This is a genomic window from Yersinia fenwicki (genome assembly GCF_043099325.1).
In the GTDB taxonomy this organism is placed as follows: domain Bacteria; phylum Pseudomonadota; class Gammaproteobacteria; order Enterobacterales; family Enterobacteriaceae; genus Yersinia.
Genome location: NZ_CP170755.1, coordinates 3,411,000 through 3,434,397, shown reverse-complemented (window position 1 = coordinate 3,434,397; position 23,398 = coordinate 3,411,000). Strand labels below are relative to the sequence as shown.

Below are 23,398 nucleotides of genomic sequence, written 5' to 3'. Positions count from 1 at the left end.
TGACGATTCCATAGAGTGATGACTGTTCATACTCAAGAGGGAAGCTGTCATGTTAAGTTCGTTTAATCGGTTTGGCGGGGCAATGCTCGGTGCGGTGCTACTCTTCCCTTTTGCCGGGATGATAGTCGGTCTATCTTTGGTACTGCAAAATCCAACCTTTGCCAGCCCAGATGGTCTATTTTTCCAACTATTGAAAATTATTGAATCCGGTGGCTGGACGGTATTCAACAATATGGGGTTGTTATTTGCGGTTGGCTTACCTATTAAATTGGCAAATAAAGTACCAGCCTCTGCCTGTTTAGTCTCATTAATTACTTATCTGACCTTTAACGCTTTCCTCGGGGCAATGTGTGAAGTCTGGGGCGCACATTGGGGGGTTAATTTCGCACAAGAGACCGGCGGCACCAGTGGTCTGGCGATGATTGGTGGGATTAAAACGCTTGATACCAGTGTAATTGGCGCAATTCTGTGCGGCAGCCTGGTGACCTGGATACATAACCGCTATTACTCAACTGAATTACCTGATTATATCAGCATCTTCCAGGGCGCAGCCTTCGTTAATATTATTGGTTTTATTGTCATGCTTCCGTTGGCCTTTATAACATTAATGCTATGGCCAAAAGTGCAGTTAGGCATGATTTCATTGCAAGGTTTCATTTTGCATGCCGGTAATTTTGGTATCTGGTGTTATATCTTCTTGGAAAAGATCTTATTGCCTACCGGTCTGCATCACTTTGTTTATAGCCCTTTCCAATATACAGATGTCGCTGTACCTGGCGGTACCACACTGTATTGGTTAACCCATTTACAAGAATTCAGCCAATCGACTGAACCTTTAAAACAGCTATTCCCGGCTGGCGGTTTTGCTATGCAGGGCAATGGGGCGGTATTTGGTGGTTTGGGAATGGCGTTGGCAATATACAGTACGGCGAAACCAGAAAATAAAGCCAAGGTGGCGGGGTTATTGATCCCGGCAACCATTACCAGCATGTTTATCGGTATTACTGAACCGCTGGACTTTACCTTCCTGTTTATTGCTCCGGCGTTATTTGTTGTCCATGCCATGCTTTCCGCCACTATGACCGTGGTGATGTATAGCTTGGGGGTAGTGGGAAACTTTGGTTCTGGAATACTTGAGTGGGCAACACAAAACTGGATTCCAATGTTCAGTAACCACGCCAATGTCATGATTACCCAAATTATTGTCGGCCTTATTTTCAGTGGTGTTTATTTCTTGATATTCCGTGTTTTGATTCTGAAATTTAATTTCAAAACCTTGGGGCGTGAAGATAGCGATCTCAAACTTTACTCAAAACAAGATTATAAACAAAAAGGCGAAAGTCAGGGTAATGAGTTCCAACAACGTGCCAGTGCTTATTTAGAAGCTGCAGGTGGGAAAGATAATATTGCAAGTTATACCCACTGCTTTACTCGTTTGAGATTAGTGGTAAAGGACATTAGCCGGGTTCAGCCCAGCACCGCATTCAAAGCCTATTCCGCGATTGAGGTTTATAAAAATGGCAATGATGTGCAGGTGATTGTTGGCAACAATGTGACTCATATTTATGAGAAATTTGCTGAGTTGATGAATTAAGGAGTTTTTAGATGAAAAAGTCATCCATTTTGATTGCTGGTGGTGGTTCAACGTATACACATGGCATTATTCTTATGCTGCTGGATAATTTACATCGTTTCCCTATTTCTGAAATAAAACTGTATGACAATGACGGCCCACGCCAGGAGATTGTCGCAAAAGCTTGTGAAATTATTCTGCGTGAGCAATCAAACGGAATAAAGTTTTCCTATACCACCGACCCTAAAGCTGCTTTTAGCGGAGTTGATTTCGTGATGGCACATATTCGGCAAGGCAAACTTCCGATGCGTGAAAAAGACGAAAAAATTCCAATGAAATATGGCTGTGTTGGGCAAGAGACTTGTGGTGCAGGGGGGATTGCCTATGGTATGCGTTCTATTACCGGGGTGCTGGAGATTCTTGATTATATGGCGGAATATTCTCCAAATGCCTGGATGCTAAATTATTCAAACCCGGCTGCTATTGTTGCTGAGGCGACGCGCCGCTTACGACCTACGGCTCGTATTTATCATATTTGTGATATGCCTATCAGTATTGAAGAGGCAATGGCTAAAATACTGCACTATCCTTCTGCGGCAGATTTGGAAACTCGCTATTACGGACTCAACCATTTTGGCTGGTGGAGTTCAGTACGTGATAAAGCCACCGGCGAAGACTTAATGCCGAAATTGGCCGAACACGTAAGACAATATGGTTATGCTGATGAGCAAGGTGAGGGTAAAGAAGAGATCAGCTGGAATGAAACTTTTGCTAAAGCTCGGGATAGTTTTGCACTAGACCCCAGCAGCTTCCCAAATACTTATTTGCAATATTATTTGTACGGCGACGATATGGTAGCGCATACCTCACCTGACCATTCCCGAGCGAATGAAGTGATGGAAGGTCGGGAAAAGTTCGTATTTGACGAATGCCGCAAAATTATTGCAGAGGGGAGTGCTGTCAATACTCAACTCAAAATTGATGAACATGCGTCTTATATCGTCGATCTGGCACAAGCGATTGCGTTTAATACCAAACGTCGCATGTTATTGATTGTGCCTAATAAAGGCGCTATCAGTAATTTCGATAATGATGCGATGGTGGAAGTGCCTTGTCTGGTGGGGGCTGAGGGGGTAGAGCCATTAGCTATTGGTGATATTCCGACTTTCCAGCGCGGCCTGTTATATCAGCAGCATGCGGTAGAAAAATTGGTGGTAGATGCGTGGATTGAAAAGTCCTACCAAAAATTGTGGCAAGCACTGACATTATCCAAAACTATTCCCAGTGCCAAAGTCGCGAAGCTGATTTTAGACGATTTAATTGAAGCGAATAAATCCTACTGGACCTTGAATTAGCTTTGACAAAATACCGTTATGGTCTATTTAGGCTGTAACGGTGTGCCTAATCATCGTGTGGCCACTCCAGGGACTCACATTTTATAAAATAATAACTAAAGTTTCGCCAAAGTCTGCCGATAACGATGTCTGATATTTATATGCTTATTAATAATAATCTGGGTATCCAGAGCAATAAATTAAAGATGGGGATGTCTGGTGAGCGAAACGTCTAAAGAGAATTTTGTAAAAACCAATAAATTAGCGATCTGTGCAATTCTTCGTGATTTAAAGAAGAATGATACCGCAGTGATGATAGTTCATGCTCGCGGGCAATTTATTAGCCGTATTCTGGATGTCGTTCCTGAGACGAATCAATTTATTTTTGATTTTGGCAGTGTAGCTGCTGAGAACATTGCGGCACTTGCTGCCAGCCAACTGACAATCATTGCAGAGCCGACAGGTGCAAAAATTGAATTTATTTGCAATCCACTGAAAGAAATACAATATTTATCTTTACCTGCTTTCAGTACTTTCATTCCTGACAGCCTTTACTTTATTCAACGTCGGGAGTATTTCCGGATCAATATTCCTCAGTGGCCTGCCTATTATTGTGCAGGCAAATTCGCTGACGGCAGTAAATTCTCATACACATTAGCTGATGTTTCTTTGGGGGGAATGGGAGTGTATGCCGTGAAAGGTAGTGAATTCCCTGTCCAGAATTGTGGCATTCTGCGTGATGTGTCAGTTGATTTATGTGGTTTTGGTATTTTTAAGTTGGATTTGCAGTTTATCCGAGCTATCGATAAACAAGTAGTGAATAACAAAGGTGAAACTCTCACTGTGCAGCGCTTGAGTTTTAAATTCCCGCGTTTAAGCCCCATCCAAGAAAAAGGATTGCAACGGGCTATTTTTGAACTGGAAAAACAGCAAACTGCCAAGGCGCGAAAATTCCAGGATAGCATTTAGCTTCTGAAACACCTGCTGCCGATGTCATTGTACCCAGACAGCAGGTCTGATAATTTCCTCTCTGGTTATATCTATAATCATTTGTTTTATTTATCTTATTTATGCTCTGATCCGTATTTCTTTCTTTGAGCTATAGTTAATACTATTCAGCTTTATCGCTGTCGCATATTTATGCATAACGTCAGCCTTTACTCGCCTCTTTTTTGACTGTTCGTTTTTATGTATCAGTCTTTTGCTTTCTACCTTCACTCAGCATCTTTGACAGCATCCTGCCTGTAAGGGTGTTTTCTGTTCAAGACCATGCGGCTCGCCCCGATCTTTAATTATACAGATTGCCATAAGACTGTATGAGCACCCGACCAGAAAGGTACCTATGAAATCATTTCTAAAGACTATTCTTGGGCAACGATCCATTTTGGGATCAAGAACTACAGTCACACCTTGGCATGATTTAGCGCCGGTCAGGGAAGAGTTATTCAGTGTCGAGCGATTGGAGCAACATGCTGAAAGCCTTGCTAAAGCTCAGTCGATAACGCCCCACCCACCGCGGGTGTCGACTTTGCATGCCCGCCTTAATGATAATGCCAATACATTGCTGGCGGCATATCGAGCCAGTGCCGCAGAGTTAGAAAAAGGCCGTGCGGTAGTACCTGCGGCTGAGTGGTTGCTAGATAATTATCATCTGGTTGAAGAACAGATCCGCGAGATTCGCGACGATTTACCGCCGGGCTATTACCGCCAATTGCCCAAACTGGCAAATGGCCCATTTGCGGGTTACCCACGTGTATTGGGTATTACCTGGGCTTTTGTCGCACACACCGATAGCCATTTGGACCCCGAGGTATTGTGCCGCTTTATTATGGCGTATCAGCGTGTTCAACCGCTGACTATCGGTGAGCTATGGGCGGTCGCGATTACACTGCGTATTGTGCTGATAGAAAACTTACGTCGCCTTGCTGACCAGATTACGCAAGGGCGCAAAGCGCGTGCAGATGCCGAAGCATTGGCAAATCGGTTATTGGCCGCAGGGGATAGCCGGTTAGCTCTAGAGTCCGATATTGCGATGCGCTCAACGGAGCCATTATCTGAACAATTTGCCTCCCAGCTGGCAAAACGGCTACGCGATCAAGATCCGCGCACGACCCCCGCACTGGGATGGCTGGAAGATCGGCTGAAGTTACAAGGAGTCACGATCAGCGAAGTAGTACAGCATGCCCAATTACGGCAGGGGGCATCTAATGTTTCGGTCCGAAATGTGATTACCAGCATGAGGATGATTTCGGATATTGATTGGGCTGATTTATTTGAGAGTGTCAGTCTGGTTGATGAATGTTTACGGCAAGGAAGTACCTTTGCCAGTATGGATTTTCAAACCCGCAATTTGTATCGCAGTGCCATAGAACAATTATGCCGTGGCTCGACTTACACTGAACTGGAAATTGCCAACTTTGCCTTACAAGCGGCGCAGAATGCGGTAACCACCGCGGAACCGGAAAATGTTGATCGCTGCCGCGACCCCGGTTATCACTTGATTGGCGCTGGTCGTCGTGAATTAGAAAATCAGATCAGATTCAGCCCCTCAATGCGATTATGGTTCAGCCGCCTGAGCATCAGCCTGGGTGTTGGCGGTTACATAGGTGCGATTTTACTGGTTACGGTTGGATTGCTTGCATTGGCATTGTGGGCGCTCTCTTTACCTGGTTTGGCAGTCGGATGGCTGGTGCTATTTGCCTTAGTCGGGTTTATTCCGGCGACTGAGGTGGCAACTGCGTTGGTTAACCGCGTCATTACCTGGAGCTTTGGTGCCACGATTTTGCCGGGGCTGGAACTGACCAGTGATGTTCCCGATGAGTTGCGAACCTTAGTGGTGGTGCCCACATTGTTGACCAGTAAAGCTGATTTACTGGAGCAAATAGAGCAACTGGAAGTTCATCATTTGTCGGGTACTACCGGCTCTCTGACTTTTGCGCTGCTGCTTGATGGGGTTGATGCTGAAACGCAGGTATTGGTAAGTGACGGCCCACTATTGGCTTTGGCCGATGAAGCCATTGCCCGGCTGAATCAACAATATGGCCCCGGCCCGGCTGGCCCGCGTTTTCTGTTGCTTTATCGTCAGCGCATATTTAATGAAAGTGAAAACCGCTGGATGGGCTGGGAGCGCAAGCGCGGCAAGTTGCATGAGCTTAACCGCCTGTTACGCGGAGCAACAGATACCTCATTTATTGCCACTGCTGCTGGTGAACCGCAGGTGCCCGCAGGTGTTCGTTATGTGATTACGCTGGATGCTGATACCCGCCTTCCGCGTGATGCGGCGCTGCGTTTAATAGGCAAAATGGCACATCCACTTAATCGGCCACGTTTTAGTATTGATCAACAACGGGTTATTGATGGCTACGGCATTCTTCAGCCGCGAGTGACATTGGCATTGCCTATGGGAAAAGGCGGTTCATTGTATCAATGGGCCTTTTCCGGCCCCGGTGGTATCGACCCTTATGCCGCTGCGGTTTCCGATGTTTATCAGGATATGTTTGGTGAAGGCTCCTACACCGGCAAAGGCATTTATGATGTTGATGCGTTTGAAGCCTCACTGGCAGGTAGGGTGCCGGACAATACCTTGCTCAGTCATGATCTGTTTGAGGGCGTGTTTACCCGTGCGGGCTTAGCTTCAGATATTGAAGTGGTTGAAGAGTCACCGGCACGCTATGACGTTGTTAGCAAGCGCCAACACCGCTGGACGCGGGGTGATTGGCAGTTACTGCCCTGGATTATCAAACCATCCATTATCAAACACAGTAAAAACAATCAAAATATCCCGCTGCTGGGCCGTTGGAAGATGGTTGATAACCTGCGCCGTTCACTGGTTGCCCCTTTTACCTTGTTGTTGCTGGGGGGCAGTTGGATGCTCCCCATGCCAGCCGCATGGGGCGGCGTGCTAGTGGTGGTAGTGTTGGCTGCTTTACCCTCTTTATTGCCGATTTTGTTCTCATTATGGCCGCCTCAAAATACTCGACTTAGCAATCATTTACGTTCTTTATTAGATGATGCCAAACGCGCCGGTAGCCAGATATTACTTTCGCTGGTCTTTCTGGCTGACCATGCCTGGCAAATGGTAGATGCTATTGGGCGCACACTGATTCGCCTGTTTATAACGCATCGGAATTTATTGGAGTGGACGACGGCGGCCCAATCCGCAGGAAAGCCGCGCCCCGGTTTAGCCGGTTTTTATCGCCATATGGCCGGTGGTACATTATTTGGTTTGCTGATGGCCGCCATTGCACTGATTATCTCTCCCGCCGCCTGGCCGTTGATTTTGCCTTTTGCGCTACTTTGGCTGTTTGCCCCTGCCATTGCATTGTGGGCCAGTCGCGCCCATCAAGTGGTATCGCATAAACCGATGACTGGGGAAGATATTCCCGAGCTGCGACTGATCGCACGCCGTACCTGGCGTTTCTTCGAAACTTTTGTCACACCTGATGAGAATATGCTGCCGCCTGATAATTTTCAGGAGGACCCAAAACCAGTGGTGGCACACCGCACATCCCCGACGAATATGGGCCTGTATTTGCTCTCAACTGTGGTGGCCCGTGATTTTGGTTGGGCGGGGACGTATCGCACTTTGGTACGGTTGGAAACCACTTTTGAAATCTTGCATAAATTGGCGCGTTTCCGTGGGCATTTCTTTAACTGGTATGGGACGCAAGATCTGCGCGCACTGGAACCGGCTTATGTTTCCTCCGTTGACAGTGGGAATTTGGCCGGGCATTTGATTGTACTGGCCAATACCTGTGAAGAGTGGACCACAGAACCCTTAGCGGCTAACGGGGCCAAGGGATTGATGGACAACCTGTTGCTGGCTGAAGCATCGTTTAGACAACTCCCGCCGGGTGATGCTGATTTTAAACGTAAACTCTGGGCAGTACTGGAGCAAATTCGTCTGGATTTAAAAGATGTCGGCGAAGCTGAAATGTTACCGCTGGTGTTGAAACCTCTGTTAGCGAAAGCCGCTGCGATGGTGCACGGTGTCGCTCGCCCAATCGATGATCATGCTTTTATTGATTTGAGTTATTGGATTGAGGCGCTGATTGTTGCTGCCGCAGAACATGAGTATGACCAACAATTGACCCAAGAAGTGCAGGAGCAGGTGAATGACCGGTTGCTCAAGTTAGCGGCCGAAGCTCGCCATATGGCGCTGGCGATGGATTTCGCTTTCCTACTCGATCCCGAACGTAAGTTACTGTCTATCGGCTATTCGCTGGTGGATAACAGCCTTGATCCGAGTTGCTATGACTTACTGGCTTCTGAAGCGCGACTTGCCAGTTTATTCGCTATCGCCAAAGGGGATGTGCCGACGCGTCATTGGTTCCGTTTAGGGCGGGCTGCAACACCAATCGGCAAAGGTGCGGCGCTGATTTCATGGTCAGGTTCGATGTTCGAATATTTGATGCCATCATTAGTGATGCGGGCGCCCGCAGGGAGCCTATTAGAGCAAACCAATCAATTAGTGGTTGAGCGGCAACAGGCTTATGGGCGTAGCTTAAATATCCCGTGGGGGATCTCTGAGTCGGCATACAGTGCGCGCGATATCGAGTTTACCTATCAATATTCTAATTTTGGTGTGCCGGGACTTGGGTTAAAACGCGGTTTATCAGAAAACACCGTCATCGCACCTTATGCGACGGGGTTGGCTACCATGATTGACCCTCATGGTGCATTACAAAACTATGAGCGGCTGGCCGATATGGGGGCACTGGGGCGTTATGGTTTTTATGAAGCGTTAGACTTTACGCGCTCCCGATTGCCGGAAAACGAACCCGTAGTGATTGTGCGTAACTATATGGCGCACCATCAGGGGATGACTATTGTGGCTATCGCCAATACCGTGCAACAGGGACGGATGCGTAATCGCTTCCATCATGAACCGATGATTCAGGCCTGCGAGTTATTGTTACAAGAACGCATGCCGCGTAATGTGGCCATTGCCTATCCACGTACCGAAGAAGTGTTGCTATCAGCGGTGGCGGACAGCGCGTTGCCGACAGTGCGCCGTCTGTCTTCGCCGGTTATCGGGCCGCCGGTCACTCATCTATTATCCAATGGGCGTTATGCTGTGATGCTGACCACCGCGGGGGCCGGTTATAGCCGCTGGTTGGATGTTGCCGTCACCCGCTGGCGAGAAGATGCTACCTGTGATGATTACGGTTCCTTTATTTTCTTGCGCGATTTACGAAGTGGTCGCAGTTGGTCGGCTGGGGCACAGTTGGCCGCCAGTGATAATGCGCATCGCGAGGTGATTTTTGGTGAGGATCATGCTGAGTTTATCTGTCGCGATGGCACACTCACCAGCACCATGAATGTCCTGATTTCCAGTGAAGATGATGGTGAAGTTCGTCGCGTTTCATTGCTAAACACCGGTCGCCGTGCTCGCGAGATTGAACTGACCTCTTATGCTGAAGTCGTGCTTGCGGCAGCCTCAGCCGATAATGCGCATCCGGCATTCGCCAAAATGTTTGTCGTGACCGAGTTTTTACCTGAGCTGGGGGCCTTAATTGCCACTCGTCGGCCTCGGACGGCACAAGAGCCTCAGGTCTGGGCGGCGCATTTCGCGGTGGCTGATGGCTTGCCAATGTCTGTATTGCAATATGAATCGGACCGAGCAAAATTTATTGGCCGTGGTCATCGGGTTGCCACCTCAACAGCACTACAAGCGGGGGCGTCGCTGTCAAATACGGTGGGAACAGTGCTCGATCCGATATTCTCACTGCGCCAAAGCTTACTGGTCCCGGCCGGTAAGACCATCACGGTCTCTTTCTGGACACTGATTGCCTCTTCAAAAGAGGACTTGCTGGATATGGTGGATAAACACCGTGACCGCAGCGCATATGATCGTGCTAAAACGCTGGCCTGGACTCAGGCCCAGGTGCAATTGCGCCATCTGGAAATTAAAGCGGAAGAAGCCGCTGATTTTCAGCAACTCGCTGCGCCGATTTTGTATGCCGATGCTCGCTTCCGCTCGCCGTCCACAACTATCATGCGGGGTGCGGGAATCCAGTCAATGTTGTGGTCGCAATCAATCTCCGGCGATTTACCGATAGTCTTACTGCGCATTGAAGATATCGAAGACATTGAGCAAGTGCGGCAATTACTGCGCGCACATGAGTACTGGCGCATGAAACGTCTGGCGGTTGATTTGGTTATCATCAACGAGCGAGCCTCTTCGTATGTACAGGATTTGCAAATCGCCATTGAAACCGCGGTGCGCAGCAGCCAGTCACGCCCTCGTTTTGGCGATGAACTTCGCCAAGGGTCTGCCTATGCTTTGCGAGCTGACCTGATGAGTGCCGAAACACGCGCATTACTGCGCTCTGTCGCGCGAGTGGTGCTCTCAGCCCGTTATGGCACATTGGGCAATCAACTGAATCATCTATTATTCACGCAGGATAAAAAGATGCTTCCGTCCGCTAAAAAATTATTCTCATCGGATAAGAAATCATTAATATCTGATAAGCGATTGATTGAACAGGATAAAAAAACAGGTTTTTCTCTGGTTAAATCTGCCAGTCCACCGATCACAGCACAGCTACCGTTATCGAAAACATTATTACCGCTACCGGATAATTTGGAATTCTTTAATGGGCTGGGCGGCTTTGGTCAACAGGGACGGGAATATGTCATCTGCCTCAATGACGGAGAAAACACACCGGCACCCTGGATCAATGTTATTGCTAATCAGGCCTTTGGTTTCCAAGTTTCCGCGACCGGCAGTGGTTATACCTGGGCTGAAAACAGTCGGGAAAACCAGATAACGCCGTGGTTAAATGATCCAGTTATCGATTCATCTGGTGAATGCCTGTATCTACGCGATGAAGATTCCGGCCAACTGTGGAGCCCGACGGCGCAGCCTATTCGTGATGGTGGCACTTACATTACTCGACATGGCCGTGGCTACAGCCGATTTGAGCATCAGGCTAATGGTATTGGCATGGCGCTACTGCAATATGTACCGCTGGCTGACCCGATCAAGATATCTCGCCTGACATTACATAATATGTCAGATACACCACGGCGTATCTCAGTAACGGCCTATGCCGAGTGGGTATTGGCGACATCGCGCGGCGCCACTGGGCCCTTTATTATTACCGAAATAGATGAGACAACCGGCGCGATGTTGGCGCGTAATCCGTGGAGCACCGCTTTCCCCGGTAGAATTTCCTTTTCCGACCTCAATGGGCAGCAGAGTGGCTGGACCGCTGACCGAAGCGAGTTCCTCGGCCACTATGGCAATAGTGCTGCCCCATTTTCACTCTTGGCGAAAAGATCACTATCTGGCGTGACAGGGGCGGGATTCGATCCCTGTAGTGCATTACAACAGACCATTGAACTGGCCGCCGGTGAGCAGGTTGAAGTCGTTTGGTTTATGGGGCAGTGCCCTTCTGTGAGTGAAGCGCAGGCGTTAATTATGCGCTATCGCACTGCCAATCTGGATGCCGTACTGACTGAAGTCATTGAATACTGGCGTACAGTGTTGGAGGCGGTTCAGGTGAAAACGCCGGACAGACAAATGGATATCATGCTCAATGGTTGGCTGCTGTATCAAACGCTGGCATGTCGGGTTTGGGCACGATCGGCGTTCTATCAAGCCAGCGGCGCTTACGGATTCCGCGACCAACTACAAGATGGTATGGCGCTGACCTTTACTCAGCCGGAGATGACTCGTCACCATCTGCTACGTGCGGCCGGGCGACAATTTATTGAAGGTGATGTTCAGCACTGGTGGTTACCCCATTCAGGGCAGGGGGTGCGTACTCGAATCTCTGATGATCGGGTATGGCTCTCTTATGCAACAGCCACTTATATTCTTGCCAGTGGTGACGGCGCGGTACTGGATGAAATTGTACCCTTCCTCGAAGGGCCGATATTGCATTCGGGCGAACACGATGCCTTTTTCCAGCCATTGGTGGCGCAAGAAACCGCCTCACTGTTTGAACACTGCGCCAAAGGGTTGGATCAATGCATTGAACTGACAGGAGAACTGGGTCTGCCATTGATGGGAACGGGGGACTGGAATGATGGGATGAACCGGGTTGGTGAGGAAGGAAAAGGTGAAAGTGTTTGGCTAGGTTGGTTGCTGGTGGCAACGCTGAAAATGTTTATTCCGCTGGCAAAAGAGCGTGATCCGCAGCGGGCCAGCCAATGGCAACACCATCTTACTGGCTTAATCGCGGCATTGGAGCGGGAAGCGTGGGATGGTGAGTGGTATCGACGTGCCACCTTTGATAACGGCAGTTGGTTGGGGGCCAAAGAGTGCGAAGAGTGCCGCATAGATTCTATCGCCCAATCATGGGCTGTGTTATCTGGAGCGGCAGACCCGCAGCGAGCAGTGCAGGCGATGACCTCGCTCGAACATCATCTTATTCGCCCTAACGATGGCATGGCCTTGTTGTTCACTCCACCGTTCGATAAAACGCCTGACGACCCCGGTTATATTAAAGGGTACCCACCGGGATTACGGGAAAATGGCGGCCAATATAGTCACGCTGCGATGTGGGTGATTTTTGCTTTTGCCGAGCTAGGGGAAGGGGATAAAGCCCGTGATTTGTTTTCATTACTTAATCCGATAAATCATGGGAATACCCCGGCGGGAATTGAGCGTTACAAAGTTGAACCTTATGTGGTTGCCGCTGATGTTTATTCTGTCGCACCTCACGTTGGGCGTGGCGGCTGGACGTGGTATACCGGCTCAGCAGGTTGGATGCATCGTGCCGGTATTGAAGGTATCCTGGGTATTCGGCGACAAGGAAAAGAGTTAGTCATTAATCCTTGTATTCCAGCCAGTTGGCAGGGTTTTGAAGCGACTGTTAACCTTGCCAACACGCGCTATGCCATCCGTGTTGAAAGCCCGGCTCAGCGCTGTCAGGGGATCAGTTCTGCGACACTGAATGGCTCGCCTATCTCTTCTCAACCGGATGGATTACGTGTAGCGCTAGATGGTGGAGAGTACGAACTGATTATTATTTTGTAGCTAATATCGACTGAGTCGGGATAGTCAATCAGCGCTATCTCGACTTAACAAAATAAAAGCTAAAAAATATGTTGAATTATCATGCAACTGCCCCAATATTATAAGCTGAACAATAAGGAGGATTAAGTATGGGGATCAGCGAGGAAGAGAGTATCCGCCGTTTGACTAATGAGAAAAGTTCTATTGGTCATTCGGCTAAATGGGTAGCAATTATATCTGCTGTCTATTTCGTTATTATGCTGTTTTATAAGCATGAATTAGGTGTACTAACCTTGGCAGGCGGGATTTTTGTTGTGTCATTCTCAATCTGGATGAAGAAGCGCCAGAAAGTGAAGTCTTACAAGGATCAGCTGCAACAGATGGGTGATGACAAAATGGTTTAATCTCACTCCCACACTTCGATTAGACTGATTTATCAGAGGAACAGCAGGTAACAATCCTGATGAACTGTTCGTCCGATTCTCAGCCTTTTATCTCTTTTCGTTTGCTGACCTGCAAGCGCATCCTTAATATTGCCTTTATCTCTATTATGATTTGTCCATTGGTTGTAGCGATTTGGACATATTAAACCCCGTTATCACAAATTTCATTTGCTCATATAATCTCTTCGCCTGTGGGTTATCCGCCGCGACGCGTAGCTTTATCTCAAATATATCTTGAGCCACCAGCAATTTTTCTAATTCATGTAAACAGGCCGAGCCATATCCTTTGCGCTGACACTGCGGCAGCACATAAAAATCTTTAATAAAGGCAGCGCTATCATTTTCGCCTAAACCAAACCATAAATAGCCCACCAGTTGGCTATCTTGGCCGATATTGCTTTTATTTTCGATGCAATACAAATGATCGTCAGGGCTATTAACCCCCTTTGGTAGGTAGCTATCAAAGCTATGCGTGGCATGAGCGATGGCCTGTTCGCTGCTATAACCACTGTTGGACGATAAATCTTGCGCATATTCGGTAATAAATAAATTCCGATAGTCGCTAAGTTCCGCAGTACGCATCTCTCTGAGTACGATCATGATGTTTCCCTAATGTAAACGCGCTATTGTGATTGTTCAGTCTTGGGTAGAGTAGATTTAATTCGGGTAAGCATTTTAACCCTTTTTAGGTAATAAGATAGATAAAGTAAATCAGATGGTTAAATCATAAAATGGGGATGTAATGATGACGAAAAATAGCCACAAAGATACCGTTGAAAGGCAGTTTGGTGATCAGGCAAATGCCTATTTAACCAGTGCGGTTCATGCTCAAGGTAAAGATTTACAGCGCCTGGCAACACGACTACAACCCCACGGTGATGCTCGTTTGCTTGATCTCGGCTGTGGTGCGGGGCACGCCAGCTTTACCGCTGCGGCAGCGGTAAAATCAGTGGTTTCTTACGATCTTTCAGCACAAATGCTTGATGTTGTCAGCCAGGCTGCTACGGATAAAAAACTGACTAATATTGAAGTAAAGCAAGGGTTAGCTGAATCATTGCCCTTTGATGATCAGAGTTTTGATATTGTGATAAGCCGCTATTCAGCTCATCACTGGCATGATGTAGGCCAGGCTTTGCGCGAAGTTAAGCGGGTATTACGGCCGGGTGGCAAGGTGATATTTATGGATGTCGTTTCTCCTGGTCATCCCGTATTAGATATCTATCTGCAAACTGTGGAGGTTTTACGTGATACCTCACATGTTCGTAATTATGCTCCGGGCGAATGGCTAGCATTGTTTACCGAGGCTGGATTGATCATTAATGAAGTGACGTCTGATCGGTTATATTTAGAGTTCAGTAGTTGGATTGCCAGAATGCGTACACCGACACATTTCGCGACCGCCATCCGTGAGCTACAAAAAGCAGCCTCTGATAGCGTAATTAATCATTATGAGATTCAACCTGATGGTTCTTTCACCAGTGATATTATGATGATTGTTGCACAGCGTATCTAAATATATATAACTGGGCGGCAGTATATTATACTGACGTCCCTATTTTTCATTCATATTCTCCTGCGACATAGATATTTTTATTTCCTCCTTATTCTCCTCACAATGATTAGTCTTCTTTACACAGCATTACGTCCCCTTGCATTGGTTCACTCATAATTAACCTCACAAAGACATTACATATAATCCGTCAGTTGGAGCATATTATGAAACTACTACCAGTCATCGCAGCTGCACTTATTGCTACCGCATCATTCTCCACTATGGCTGCGCAAGAAGTCAGCTCAGAACAAGCAACCAAATTACAAAGTATCGGGGTTATTTCTCTTTCTAATGTCAGTGGGTCACCGACTGATGTGGAGACAGCACTGAATGCCAAAGCGGATGCTGATGGTGCCAGCCACTACCGAATTATTGGTATTAGCAACCCTGGTGACTCGAGTAATTACAGTGCCAGTGCTGAAATTTATCGTTAATCCTTCATCGTCAGTATGCGTTAACGAAATAGTTAGATACAGTATTGATTTTGATTAAAAGCCCAATATGACAATGGTTGTTTATTGTTATATCGGGCTGGATTGTTTTAGTGCGGTAAGTATTCATAAAGATAAATTTCTTCTATTTATAGACTAAAAATAGTTAACTCTTAGAGCAATCTTAATGAGAACTTAAGGAAAATAAGGTGTTATTGTAGTCCATCCGGGTTTCCGAGGAGCGGCTATGCTAAACACTGTCCGGCGTAATTTTAAAAGTCAGTTTTCTTATTTACAGCGTTTTATTGCCTCACCACGTACCGTTGGTACCTTGGCCCCCTCCTCGCCTTGGTTATGTCAGGCGATGTTGAATCAGGTCGATTGGAAAAAAAGTCTTAATATCGCTGAGCTAGGGGCGGCTGATGGAGTGCTGACCAAGCGTATTCTGTCGCATATGTCAGAAAGCTCGCGTTTGCAGGCTTACGAAATCCAGCCTCATTTTGTGCATTCTCTGCATCAGATTAATGACTCTCGATTACAGGTCGCTTTCCGTTCTGCTGAGCAATTGGATCAAGATTACGATGTGGTGTTTTGTTGTTTGCCACTATTATCAATTCCGACCAAGATAAGTATCAAGATATTACAGCAGACCCAGCAGCGCTTACGAGCCAACCAAGGCGTTTTAGTGTTATTCCAGTACAGTCACCTTTCCGAGCCTCTATTATCCCGCTATTTCACCTGGAAAAAGATACGCGTCGTACGTAATTTCCCGCCGGCTTTGGTCTATATTTGCCAGCCTCGTTAGAGGCTCATTCTGATTATTATCCTCAGCGGAATTACACTGTTTTCTCTTTTTTTTCAGAGGATTATCAGGCGGAAAGCACAATTTCCTCTATCAATTAAGGTGCGTGCTGAGGGGACTTTCTACTGTTTTTCTTTCATCTCCTGATGCAATAGTCAATACAATTGAAAACATCAATGATAATGATTACCATGCGCACTTGTTTTTTCGGATTATGTAAAGTACATGCGCTATTTTCAAATTCTATTGGTTTTTTGCCTGTTAAGTTTCTCTCTCTCCAGCCAGGCAAAAAGTGTTACCGATATTCTCGGTCGTCAGGTCATCGTACCGGATAACCCGCAGCGTATTATTCTGGGTGAAAGCCGGATGTTATATACATTGGCGTTATTAGAACCCGGCAACCCTGCACAGCGTGTTATTGGTTGGCCCGCAGATCTTGAGCGTTTTGATGCGCAAAGCTGGCAGCTTTACACCCAAAAATTCCCCGAAATCGCCAAGATTCCAATAATTGGCGGTGGAAATATTCGTCAGATAAATGTTGAGCGTTTAATCCAATTACAACCTGATCTGATTATTCTGCCGCGATTTGCCCGCGCTGAGGGTGATGAGGGGACACTTGCGGGCCTGACGAAAGCCGGTATTCCGGTTATCTATGTGGATCTGCGGGTCGATTTATTAAAACACACCGTTCCCAGTATTAAACTTTTAGGTGAGGTGCTTAATCGCCAAGCCCGAGCTGAGCAATTTATCAATTTTTATCAACAGCATATGCAGCTTATCCAGCAGCGTCTCGCGAATTATCAAGGGCGAAAGCCGACAGTTATGCTGCATTTACATCTTGGGCGACGTGAAAGTTGTTGTACCACGGCCTCTAAAGGCAATCTTGGTGATCTGATTGCTTTTGCTGGTGGCGACAATATTGCCGTTTCTCGTATTAATACTGTTTATGGTGAGCTGAATCCAGAAAATGTGCTGCAAGCCAACCCCGATATTTATATCGCAACTGGCATGGCAGGCCAGACGGGAAAACGCTTCTCAAGTTTACAATTAGGGCCGCTGGTTAATGCTGAACAGGCGCAGCACAGCTTCCAACAAGTGTTATCAGAGCAACCGATCCTTTCTCATCTTAACGCGGTAACACAGGGGCGGGCCTACAGTATCTGGCACAATTTCTACCTCAGCCCCTACCATGTTGTGGCGGTCGAAATGTTTGCTAAGGCCTTCTATCCAGACCTCTTTGCCGATATTAATCCGCAACAAACTTTCCAACAATTATATCAACAATTTTTGCCGTTGCCTTTCTCAGGGATTTATTGGAGTCAGTTAGAAAATGAAAATAATTAAACGCCAGCATATGTACTGGTGTAGCCTGCCGCTGCTAGTTATAGGGCCCACTACCCAAGCTGCTGATTCTCAAACAGCAACTAAAAATAGCGAAGAAAAAACCAAGATAGTGGTGATGGGTCAGCAACGTGAAACTGACACACAAAGTTATCAGCCAATCACCAGTGTTACCGGGACGCGTACTGAAACTAATCTGCTGAATGTACCGCAGGCGGTTAACGTGGTTCCGCGGCAAGTATTACGTGACCAGGCGGTAAGAAACATTGATGAGGCGCTGTATAACGTCAGTGGCATTACTCAATCTAATACACTGGGTGGCACACAAGATGCCGTGATGAAGCGAGGGTTTGGTGATAACCGTGATGGCTCCATCTTGCGCGACGGCGTGCGCTCAGCCCAGGCTCGCAACTTCACCCCCACCACAGAGCGGGTCGAAGTTTTGAAAGGCCCGGCCTCAATGTTATATGGCATGGGGGAGCCGGGGGGGGTGATTAATATGATTACCAAAAAGCCACAGTTAGTGCAGCAAACACATCTTGAAGGGTGGGGCAGCAGTTTTAAAGGAGGCGGCGGGCAGTTGGATGTCACTGGTCCATTGGGCCAATCCGGTTTTGCGTACCGGATGATTGTCGATCACGATGAAACTGATTATTGGCGCAACTTTGGTCGTAATCGTCAAACGGTTGTCGCGCCATCGGTTATGTGGTTTGGTGACACGACCACAGTGCGTGTAGCTTATGAACACATGGAGTATCTCACTCCCTTTGATCGCGGCACTATTATTGATAGCCGTACCGGGAAACCGGTCAATACTCCGCGTGATCGTCGCTTTGACGAAGCCTATAATGCCACTCGTGGTGATCAGGACAATATCACGCTGCAAATTGATCAGGTGCTGAATGATAATTGGAAAAGCTCTCTAACCTACGCCTATAACCGCAATCGTTATAGTGATAACCAAGCACGTGCATTATTGCTAGATCCGATTACCGGCATCTTGAGTCGCCAGGCCGACGCCACTGCCAGTGCGGTTAGCCGCGCTCAGGCCGTACAAATGACACTCAATGGTGACCTTGACTTGGGCAGCATGGGCCATCAGATGCTCGTTGGTTTTGATTACGAAGATAACCGCACATATCGTGGTGATATGATTCGCGGTAAAAAGAACTCAAACTTTAATATTTATGATCCCGTATATGGTTTGATGCCACCTTCAACGGCCATCAGCGCTAAAGACAGTGACCAGCGTGAAAACCTGAAAAGCTATGGCTGGTTTATACAAGATTCCATAGAATTGACCGATAAATGGATTGTACTGGCAGGTTTACGTTACGATCATTTTGATGTTTTTGCGGGTAAAGGCCGGCCATTCATCACCAATACTGATAGCTCTGAAAGCAAATTAGTTCCCCGTGCTGGAGTGGTTTATAAGCTGACGCCAGAAGTCTCTTTATATGGTAGTTACAGCGAGTCTTTCAAACCTAATTCATCTATCGCCACCCAAATAGATTCGCTGCCGCCGGAGCAAGGTCAATCCTGGGAGGTGGGGAGTAAAGTGGAATTAGTCAATGGAGTGACGGGGACTTTGGCGCTGTTTGATATTGCAAAACGTAATGTCATGGTCAATGAGTTAGTCAATGGTGAAACCATCACTCGCACTGCAGGTCGTGTGCGTTCGCAAGGGGTTGAATTAGATATCGCAGGGCAGTTGACCGATAATTTAAGTGCGATTGCCACTTATGCTTATACTGATGCCAGAGTAACAGAAGACCCTGACAATAAAGGCAATCAGATGACTAATGTGGCCCGTAATAGCGCCTCTGTATTTCTGACGCAAGCATTGGGAACTACCGGTTGGCAGGACGGTGATGATTTACGAATAGGTGCGGGTGCACGTTATGTCGGGCGGCGAGCCGGTGATGCAGCCAACAGTTTTACCTTAGATGATTACACGGTGGCTGATGCATTTATCTCTTATTCATTGCCTATCAATAATTATCGGGTGAAATGGCAATTCAATGTGAAGAATTTCTTGGATAAAACCTATTACCCATCCAGTGGTGGTAATTTGCGCGTTGCTGTTGGTGAGCCTCGGCAGTTTGTTTTACGCGCCAGTGTTGATTTCTAATTCCGGTTATCACCCGATGTGCATTGATGTTACACATCGGGTGATAGTGCAATAGGCTATCCATTAGCTGTATCGTTAATTTTACAATATTGTAAAGTTTGCACTACCCTCAATTATAGGTATGATTTGCAGCTACAGTGTAGGGTTGAGTGTTAATCCAGTTTAAGTGGCCAATAATAGTGGCCGGTTTTTGATGTCGAGAATTTATCCCTAAAAGCGGATGCGAAAGGACTTTCAAGTAATGACACAGACTATCTTTATGGTCGGCGCACGCGGTGCAGGTAAGACAACAATAGGGAAAGCGTTGGCACAGGCGTTGGGATATCGCTTTATTGATACAGATTTGTTTATGCAGCAAACTTTGCAGTCGAGTGTAGCCGAAATTGTTTCCCGCGAGGGGTGGGATGGTTTCCGTTTGCGAGAAAGTATGGCCCTACAGACCGTAACTGCGCCTAAAACAGTGGTTGCTACCGGTGGTGGTGCGGTGTTATCTCATGGTAACCGTACATTTATGCGCCAACACGGGGTGGTTATTTATTTGCGCGCATCAGCTAATGTCTTGGCAGAGCGATTGGCGGAAGATCCGGAGGATGCCCAGCGGCCAAGTTTGACCGGCAAACCGATTGTTGAAGAAGTGCTGGATGTGTTGGCCAGTCGGGAGTCACTATATCAGGAAGCTGCTCATCATGTGCTGGATGCCACTCAACAGCCAGAAGAGGTTGTTGAGCTAATTTTGCAAATACTGGCTGACGAGAAAGTGAAATAGTCGGTAGATCTAATTTGTAAGATACGTGCTTTATGGAATGAATCGCTCGCCTATCTGATTGCCTGTTAATTATACGAAGAGTACAATTATCATCTACATAATCATTTTGACGTAAATTATTTCCGTCAACTGATGCCTCTTATGGCAAGGCCACCAAGGCGGGCCGATGAAAACCTTCAAATTGTTTATCCATCAACACACCAATTTTATGCCAGCATTTTGGTCAATATTGATTGTGGTATTTGAAACTTCGCTGGCGCTGTATATTCTCCGTAATCTTTAATATCACCTCGTTTTCGTACTATGAGCCTTCACCCAATGTTGTGAAGGTGTTTTCTGGCCGCTAAATCGTACGCTTTCTCCGCAACCACAGCAGTGAATCCGGTTATGATCCCATTTCGCCATAATAATCAGTGACAGACCATTTATAGTGACTCTAATATGAAAGCTCAATTTTGATTAAGGCGCGGGTGCAAAACTATGCTGAAATTTAATGAGTATTTTACCGGGAAAGTGAAATCTATTGGTTTTGACAGTGACAGCATTGGACAGACTAGCGTTGGGGTGATGGAAAAGGGCGAGTACACCTTTAGTACCGCTAAACCGGAAGAGATGAGGGTGATCACCGGTAGTTTAAAAGTATTGCTTCCTGGCTCACCAGATTGGCAAGTTTTCAATCCTGGAGAAACTTTCTATGTCCCTGCGAACAGTGAATTTAACCTGCAAGTAGCTGATACATCTGCGTATTTGTGCAAATATTTATCGAAATGATTCGGCATAAGTGAAAATTTCGCCCTCTCATAACGACAGGGCGATGTTGTTTTTTGCGCTTAAATTAGTGCTGGGCTTCACCACCCAAGGCTTCAATCAGATGTTTAATCAGAGCAGTCAACTCGCTGGTCATCAGAATAAAATCGGCATCGAAACGTTGAGCAAAATCTTCCCGATCAATATCTTCGTTTTGCTCACGCAAGGTATCTGAGAATTTCAGGCGTTTTAGTGAACCGTCATCGGACAGAACGAGCTGAACACGCTCTTGCCAATCTAGCGCCAGCTTAGTCACCAATTTACCCGCTTCAATATGCACTGCGATTTCATCACTGAACAAATCCTGTTTCTTACAGCGGATCACGCCGCCATCTTCCAGAATCGCTTTCAATTCAGCTTCATCCATCAGTGCAAAGCCAGACGGTAATTCTTTGCTACGAACCCACTCAGTTAAAGTCAGTTCAATTGGATTTTCTAACGTCAGTGGAACGACCGGTAAAGAGCCCAGGCTTTTACGCAGTAATGCCAGGGTATCTTCAGCACGCTTGGCGCTGGCAGCATCGACCATAATCAGGTCATTGACGGTATCTATCCATAAGAAGGTTTGGTTAAAACGGCTAAATGCACGTGGCAATAAACTGTGCAAAACCTCATCTTTTAATGAGTCTTTTTCAGTTTTCTTCAGCTTGCGATGTTGTTCACCTTCCAACCGTTCAATTTTGGCTTGTAACTCTTGCTTAATGACCGGCGATGGCAAGATTTTCTCTTCTTTTCGCGCACAAATGACGATTTGACCATTAACCGTATGGGTTAAGGCATCGCTGTGTGAACCCATCGGTGATACCCAACCGGTTTTTGCCATATCCTGACTGCCGCACGGTGTGAAACTGAAGGCGCTTAACTGTTTCTCCATTTCATCCGCAGACAGCGAAACTTCCCGGCTCAAACGGTAAACCATTAAATTCTTAAACCACAGCATAGTGTTATCCCTGGCTCGGGCGCGCCTGGAGCGCGCGAGTTAATCAAACGCAGGGCGGCATGATAACGAATTGAGGCCTTGGCCCCTAGTAAAAGAATAAGAAAAAAACGGTGCTCCGGGGTAACTCACTGAAGCTGATTCATATCTCACTGGATTCAAATACGACAAAACGCAAAATTGCGTGTGACAGAGATTGTGTCGTAGCGAGGTATTGTCCAAACTAAAAGGAGCCGTTTTTATTGTCACTAAACAATCCTGTCGATGAGGTAAGGCGCTATGCGCATTGGTATAGATCTGGGTGGCACCAAAATTGAAGTTATTGCTTTAGCAAATGATGGGCTGGAGCTTTTCCGTAAAAGGATCGATACCCCACGCCATGATTACCAAAAAACTTTGCAGGCAATTGCGGCATTAGTCGCCGATGCAGAAAAGGCTGTTGGGGAGCAGGGCAGTGTCGGCGTGGGTATCCCTGGGACACTTTCTCCGTTCACTGGGAAGGTGAAAAATGCTAATTCAGTTTGGCTGAATGGACAAGAGCTGGATAAAGACCTGTCAACGCTTCTCTCTCGCCCAGTGCGTCTGGCGAATGATGCTAACTGTCTTGCTGTATCGGAGGCAACAGATGGTGCAGGTGCTGGAAAGCATCTGGTATTTGCAGTCATTATTGGTACGGGTTGTGGTTCAGGTATTGCCATTGATGGGCGCGTACATGCGGGTGGTAATGGTATTTCCGGTGAGTGGGGGCATAACCCATTGCCGTGGCAGGATGATGAAGAGCGGCAGTATCAGCAGGAAGTGGCTTGTTATTGTGGGAAATCAGGTTGTATTGAGACCTTTGTCTCCGGAACGGGTTTTGCTACGGATTATTTTCGCCTAAGTGGTCAGCCACTTAAGGGCCATGAGATTATGGTGTTAGTTGAACAAGGTGATGTGTTGGCTGAACAGGTGATGGTCAACTACGAGCGTCGCTTGGCCAAGTCATTAGCCCATGTTATCAATCTATTTGATCCTGATGTTGTGGTATTAGGTGGCGGCATGAGCAATGTCGACCGTCTATATAAAACGGTGCCTGCGTTAATTAGCCCTTGGGTATTTGGCGGCGAGTGTGAAACCCCAGTTCGTAAAGCTGTGCATGGGGATTCTAGTGGGGTGCGCGGAGCCGCTTGGTTGTGGCCTGCCCCTCGTCCTTGACGCTACAGCGTTATTGGTTGTACTTGTGCACCCGAATCACTTACTTGCAGTTGATCTTAGTTATAAATAAGTTCACCGGGATTTGATCGCTTGCTGTATGGCTGTAACTCTAAATGAGGT

The 23,398-nt window shown here is 47.0% G+C and carries 15 protein-coding genes; 13 read left to right on the top strand and 2 right to left on the bottom strand.

Going from position 1 to position 23,398, the window contains the following annotated elements; translation table 11 throughout:
• Positions 1–49 precede the first annotated feature (49 nt).
• From ACF3VQ_RS15660 to ACF3VQ_RS15640, 5 genes are all read left to right on the top strand, one after another.
• Complete coding sequence (locus tag ACF3VQ_RS15660; RefSeq protein ID WP_392432077.1) at positions 50–1,594, top strand: alpha-glucoside-specific PTS transporter subunit IIBC; 1,545 nt, start codon at positions 50–52, stop codon at positions 1,592–1,594.
• Positions 1,595–1,605: 11 nt separating this feature from the next.
• Positions 1,606–2,928, top strand: a complete 1,323-nt coding sequence (locus ACF3VQ_RS15655) for a 6-phospho-alpha-glucosidase (protein WP_392432076.1) — start codon at positions 1,606–1,608, stop codon at positions 2,926–2,928.
• 198 nt (positions 2,929–3,126) lie between these two features.
• Positions 3,127–3,876, top strand: a complete 750-nt coding sequence (locus tag ACF3VQ_RS15650; RefSeq protein ID WP_392432075.1) for a flagellar brake protein — start codon at positions 3,127–3,129, stop codon at positions 3,874–3,876.
• A 373-nt stretch (positions 3,877–4,249) separates the two neighbouring features.
• Positions 4,250–12,895, top strand: coding sequence for a GH36-type glycosyl hydrolase domain-containing protein (locus ACF3VQ_RS15645; protein WP_392432074.1), 8,646 nt, complete (start codon positions 4,250–4,252; stop codon positions 12,893–12,895).
• A gap of 128 nt (positions 12,896–13,023) precedes the next feature.
• Positions 13,024–13,278 carry an ABC transporter ATP-binding protein gene (locus ACF3VQ_RS15640; protein ID WP_392432073.1) on the top strand — a complete coding sequence of 85 codons (255 nt, stop codon included), beginning with the start codon at positions 13,024–13,026 and terminating at the stop codon, positions 13,276–13,278.
• A 144-nt stretch (positions 13,279–13,422) separates the two neighbouring features.
• Here ACF3VQ_RS15640 and ACF3VQ_RS15635 read toward each other — a convergent pair whose 3' ends face one another.
• Positions 13,423–13,917, bottom strand: coding sequence for a GNAT family N-acetyltransferase (locus tag ACF3VQ_RS15635; protein WP_392432072.1), 495 nt, complete (start codon positions 13,915–13,917; stop codon positions 13,423–13,425).
• A gap of 142 nt (positions 13,918–14,059) precedes the next feature.
• On the opposite strand from ACF3VQ_RS15635, the gene ACF3VQ_RS15630 reads away from it, so the two are divergent.
• From ACF3VQ_RS15630 to ppnP, 7 genes are all read left to right on the top strand, one after another.
• The gene (locus ACF3VQ_RS15630; RefSeq protein ID WP_392432071.1) at positions 14,060–14,830 is read left to right on the top strand and encodes a class I SAM-dependent methyltransferase; all 771 of its coding nucleotides are present in this window, start codon (positions 14,060–14,062) and stop codon (positions 14,828–14,830) included.
• A gap of 203 nt (positions 14,831–15,033) precedes the next feature.
• Positions 15,034–15,303 carry a DUF1471 domain-containing protein gene (locus ACF3VQ_RS15625; RefSeq protein WP_392432070.1) on the top strand — a complete coding sequence of 90 codons (270 nt, stop codon included), beginning with the start codon at positions 15,034–15,036 and terminating at the stop codon, positions 15,301–15,303.
• A gap of 244 nt (positions 15,304–15,547) precedes the next feature.
• On the top strand, positions 15,548–16,105 hold the full coding sequence (locus tag ACF3VQ_RS15620) for a class I SAM-dependent methyltransferase (protein WP_392432069.1): 558 nt from the start codon (positions 15,548–15,550) through the stop codon (positions 16,103–16,105).
• Positions 16,106–16,327: 222 nt separating this feature from the next.
• Positions 16,328–17,446 carry an ABC transporter substrate-binding protein gene (locus ACF3VQ_RS15615; RefSeq protein WP_392432068.1) on the top strand — a complete coding sequence of 373 codons (1,119 nt, stop codon included), beginning with the start codon at positions 16,328–16,330 and terminating at the stop codon, positions 17,444–17,446.
• On the top strand, positions 17,433–19,574 hold the full coding sequence (locus ACF3VQ_RS15610) for a TonB-dependent siderophore receptor (protein ID WP_392432067.1): 2,142 nt from the start codon (positions 17,433–17,435) through the stop codon (positions 19,572–19,574). The genes ACF3VQ_RS15615 and ACF3VQ_RS15610 overlap by 14 nt, the downstream gene beginning before the upstream one ends.
• 241 nt (positions 19,575–19,815) lie before the next feature.
• Positions 19,816–20,340 carry a shikimate kinase AroL gene (gene aroL / locus ACF3VQ_RS15605; protein WP_392432066.1) on the top strand — a complete coding sequence of 175 codons (525 nt, stop codon included), beginning with the start codon at positions 19,816–19,818 and terminating at the stop codon, positions 20,338–20,340.
• 480 nt (positions 20,341–20,820) lie between these two features.
• Positions 20,821–21,111, top strand: a complete 291-nt coding sequence (ppnP, locus tag ACF3VQ_RS15600) for a pyrimidine/purine nucleoside phosphorylase (protein WP_392432064.1) — start codon at positions 20,821–20,823, stop codon at positions 21,109–21,111.
• 64 nt (positions 21,112–21,175) lie between these two features.
• Here the strand turns inward: ppnP and rdgC are convergent, their stop codons facing one another.
• A complete protein-coding gene (rdgC, locus tag ACF3VQ_RS15595; RefSeq protein ID WP_392432063.1) occupies positions 21,176–22,087 on the bottom strand; it encodes a recombination-associated protein RdgC in 912 nt (303 codons plus the stop codon).
• Positions 22,088–22,363: 276 nt separating this feature from the next.
• On the opposite strand from rdgC, the gene mak reads away from it, so the two are divergent.
• On the top strand, positions 22,364–23,278 hold the full coding sequence (gene mak, locus ACF3VQ_RS15590; RefSeq protein WP_392432061.1) for a fructokinase: 915 nt from the start codon (positions 22,364–22,366) through the stop codon (positions 23,276–23,278).
• Positions 23,279–23,398: the final 120 nt, after the last annotated feature.

Bases quoted from the DNA above. Each gene is read 5' to 3' on its own strand.
- ACF3VQ_RS15635 (WP_392432072.1), bottom strand. From the start codon at position 13,917: ATGATCGTACTCAGAGAGATGCGTACTGCGGAACTTAGCGACTATCGG.
- ACF3VQ_RS15610 (WP_392432067.1), top strand. From the start codon at position 17,433: ATGAAAATAATTAAACGCCAGCATATGTACTGGTGTAGCCTGCCGCTG.
- ACF3VQ_RS15625 (WP_392432070.1), top strand. From the start codon at position 15,034: ATGAAACTACTACCAGTCATCGCAGCTGCACTTATTGCTACCGCATCA.
- ACF3VQ_RS15655 (WP_392432076.1), top strand. From the start codon at position 1,606: ATGAAAAAGTCATCCATTTTGATTGCTGGTGGTGGTTCAACGTATACA.
- ACF3VQ_RS15640 (WP_392432073.1), top strand. From the start codon at position 13,024: ATGGGGATCAGCGAGGAAGAGAGTATCCGCCGTTTGACTAATGAGAAA.
- ACF3VQ_RS15615 (WP_392432068.1), top strand. From the start codon at position 16,328: ATGCGCTATTTTCAAATTCTATTGGTTTTTTGCCTGTTAAGTTTCTCT.
- ACF3VQ_RS15620 (WP_392432069.1), top strand. From the start codon at position 15,548: ATGCTAAACACTGTCCGGCGTAATTTTAAAAGTCAGTTTTCTTATTTA.
- mak (WP_392432061.1), top strand. From the start codon at position 22,364: ATGCGCATTGGTATAGATCTGGGTGGCACCAAAATTGAAGTTATTGCT.
- aroL (WP_392432066.1), top strand. From the start codon at position 19,816: ATGACACAGACTATCTTTATGGTCGGCGCACGCGGTGCAGGTAAGACA.
- ACF3VQ_RS15660 (WP_392432077.1), top strand. From the start codon at position 50: ATGTTAAGTTCGTTTAATCGGTTTGGCGGGGCAATGCTCGGTGCGGTG.
- ACF3VQ_RS15630 (WP_392432071.1), top strand. From the start codon at position 14,060: ATGATGACGAAAAATAGCCACAAAGATACCGTTGAAAGGCAGTTTGGT.
- rdgC (WP_392432063.1), bottom strand. From the start codon at position 22,087: ATGCTGTGGTTTAAGAATTTAATGGTTTACCGTTTGAGCCGGGAAGTT.
- ACF3VQ_RS15645 (WP_392432074.1), top strand. From the start codon at position 4,250: ATGAAATCATTTCTAAAGACTATTCTTGGGCAACGATCCATTTTGGGA.
- ppnP (WP_392432064.1), top strand. From the start codon at position 20,821: ATGCTGAAATTTAATGAGTATTTTACCGGGAAAGTGAAATCTATTGGT.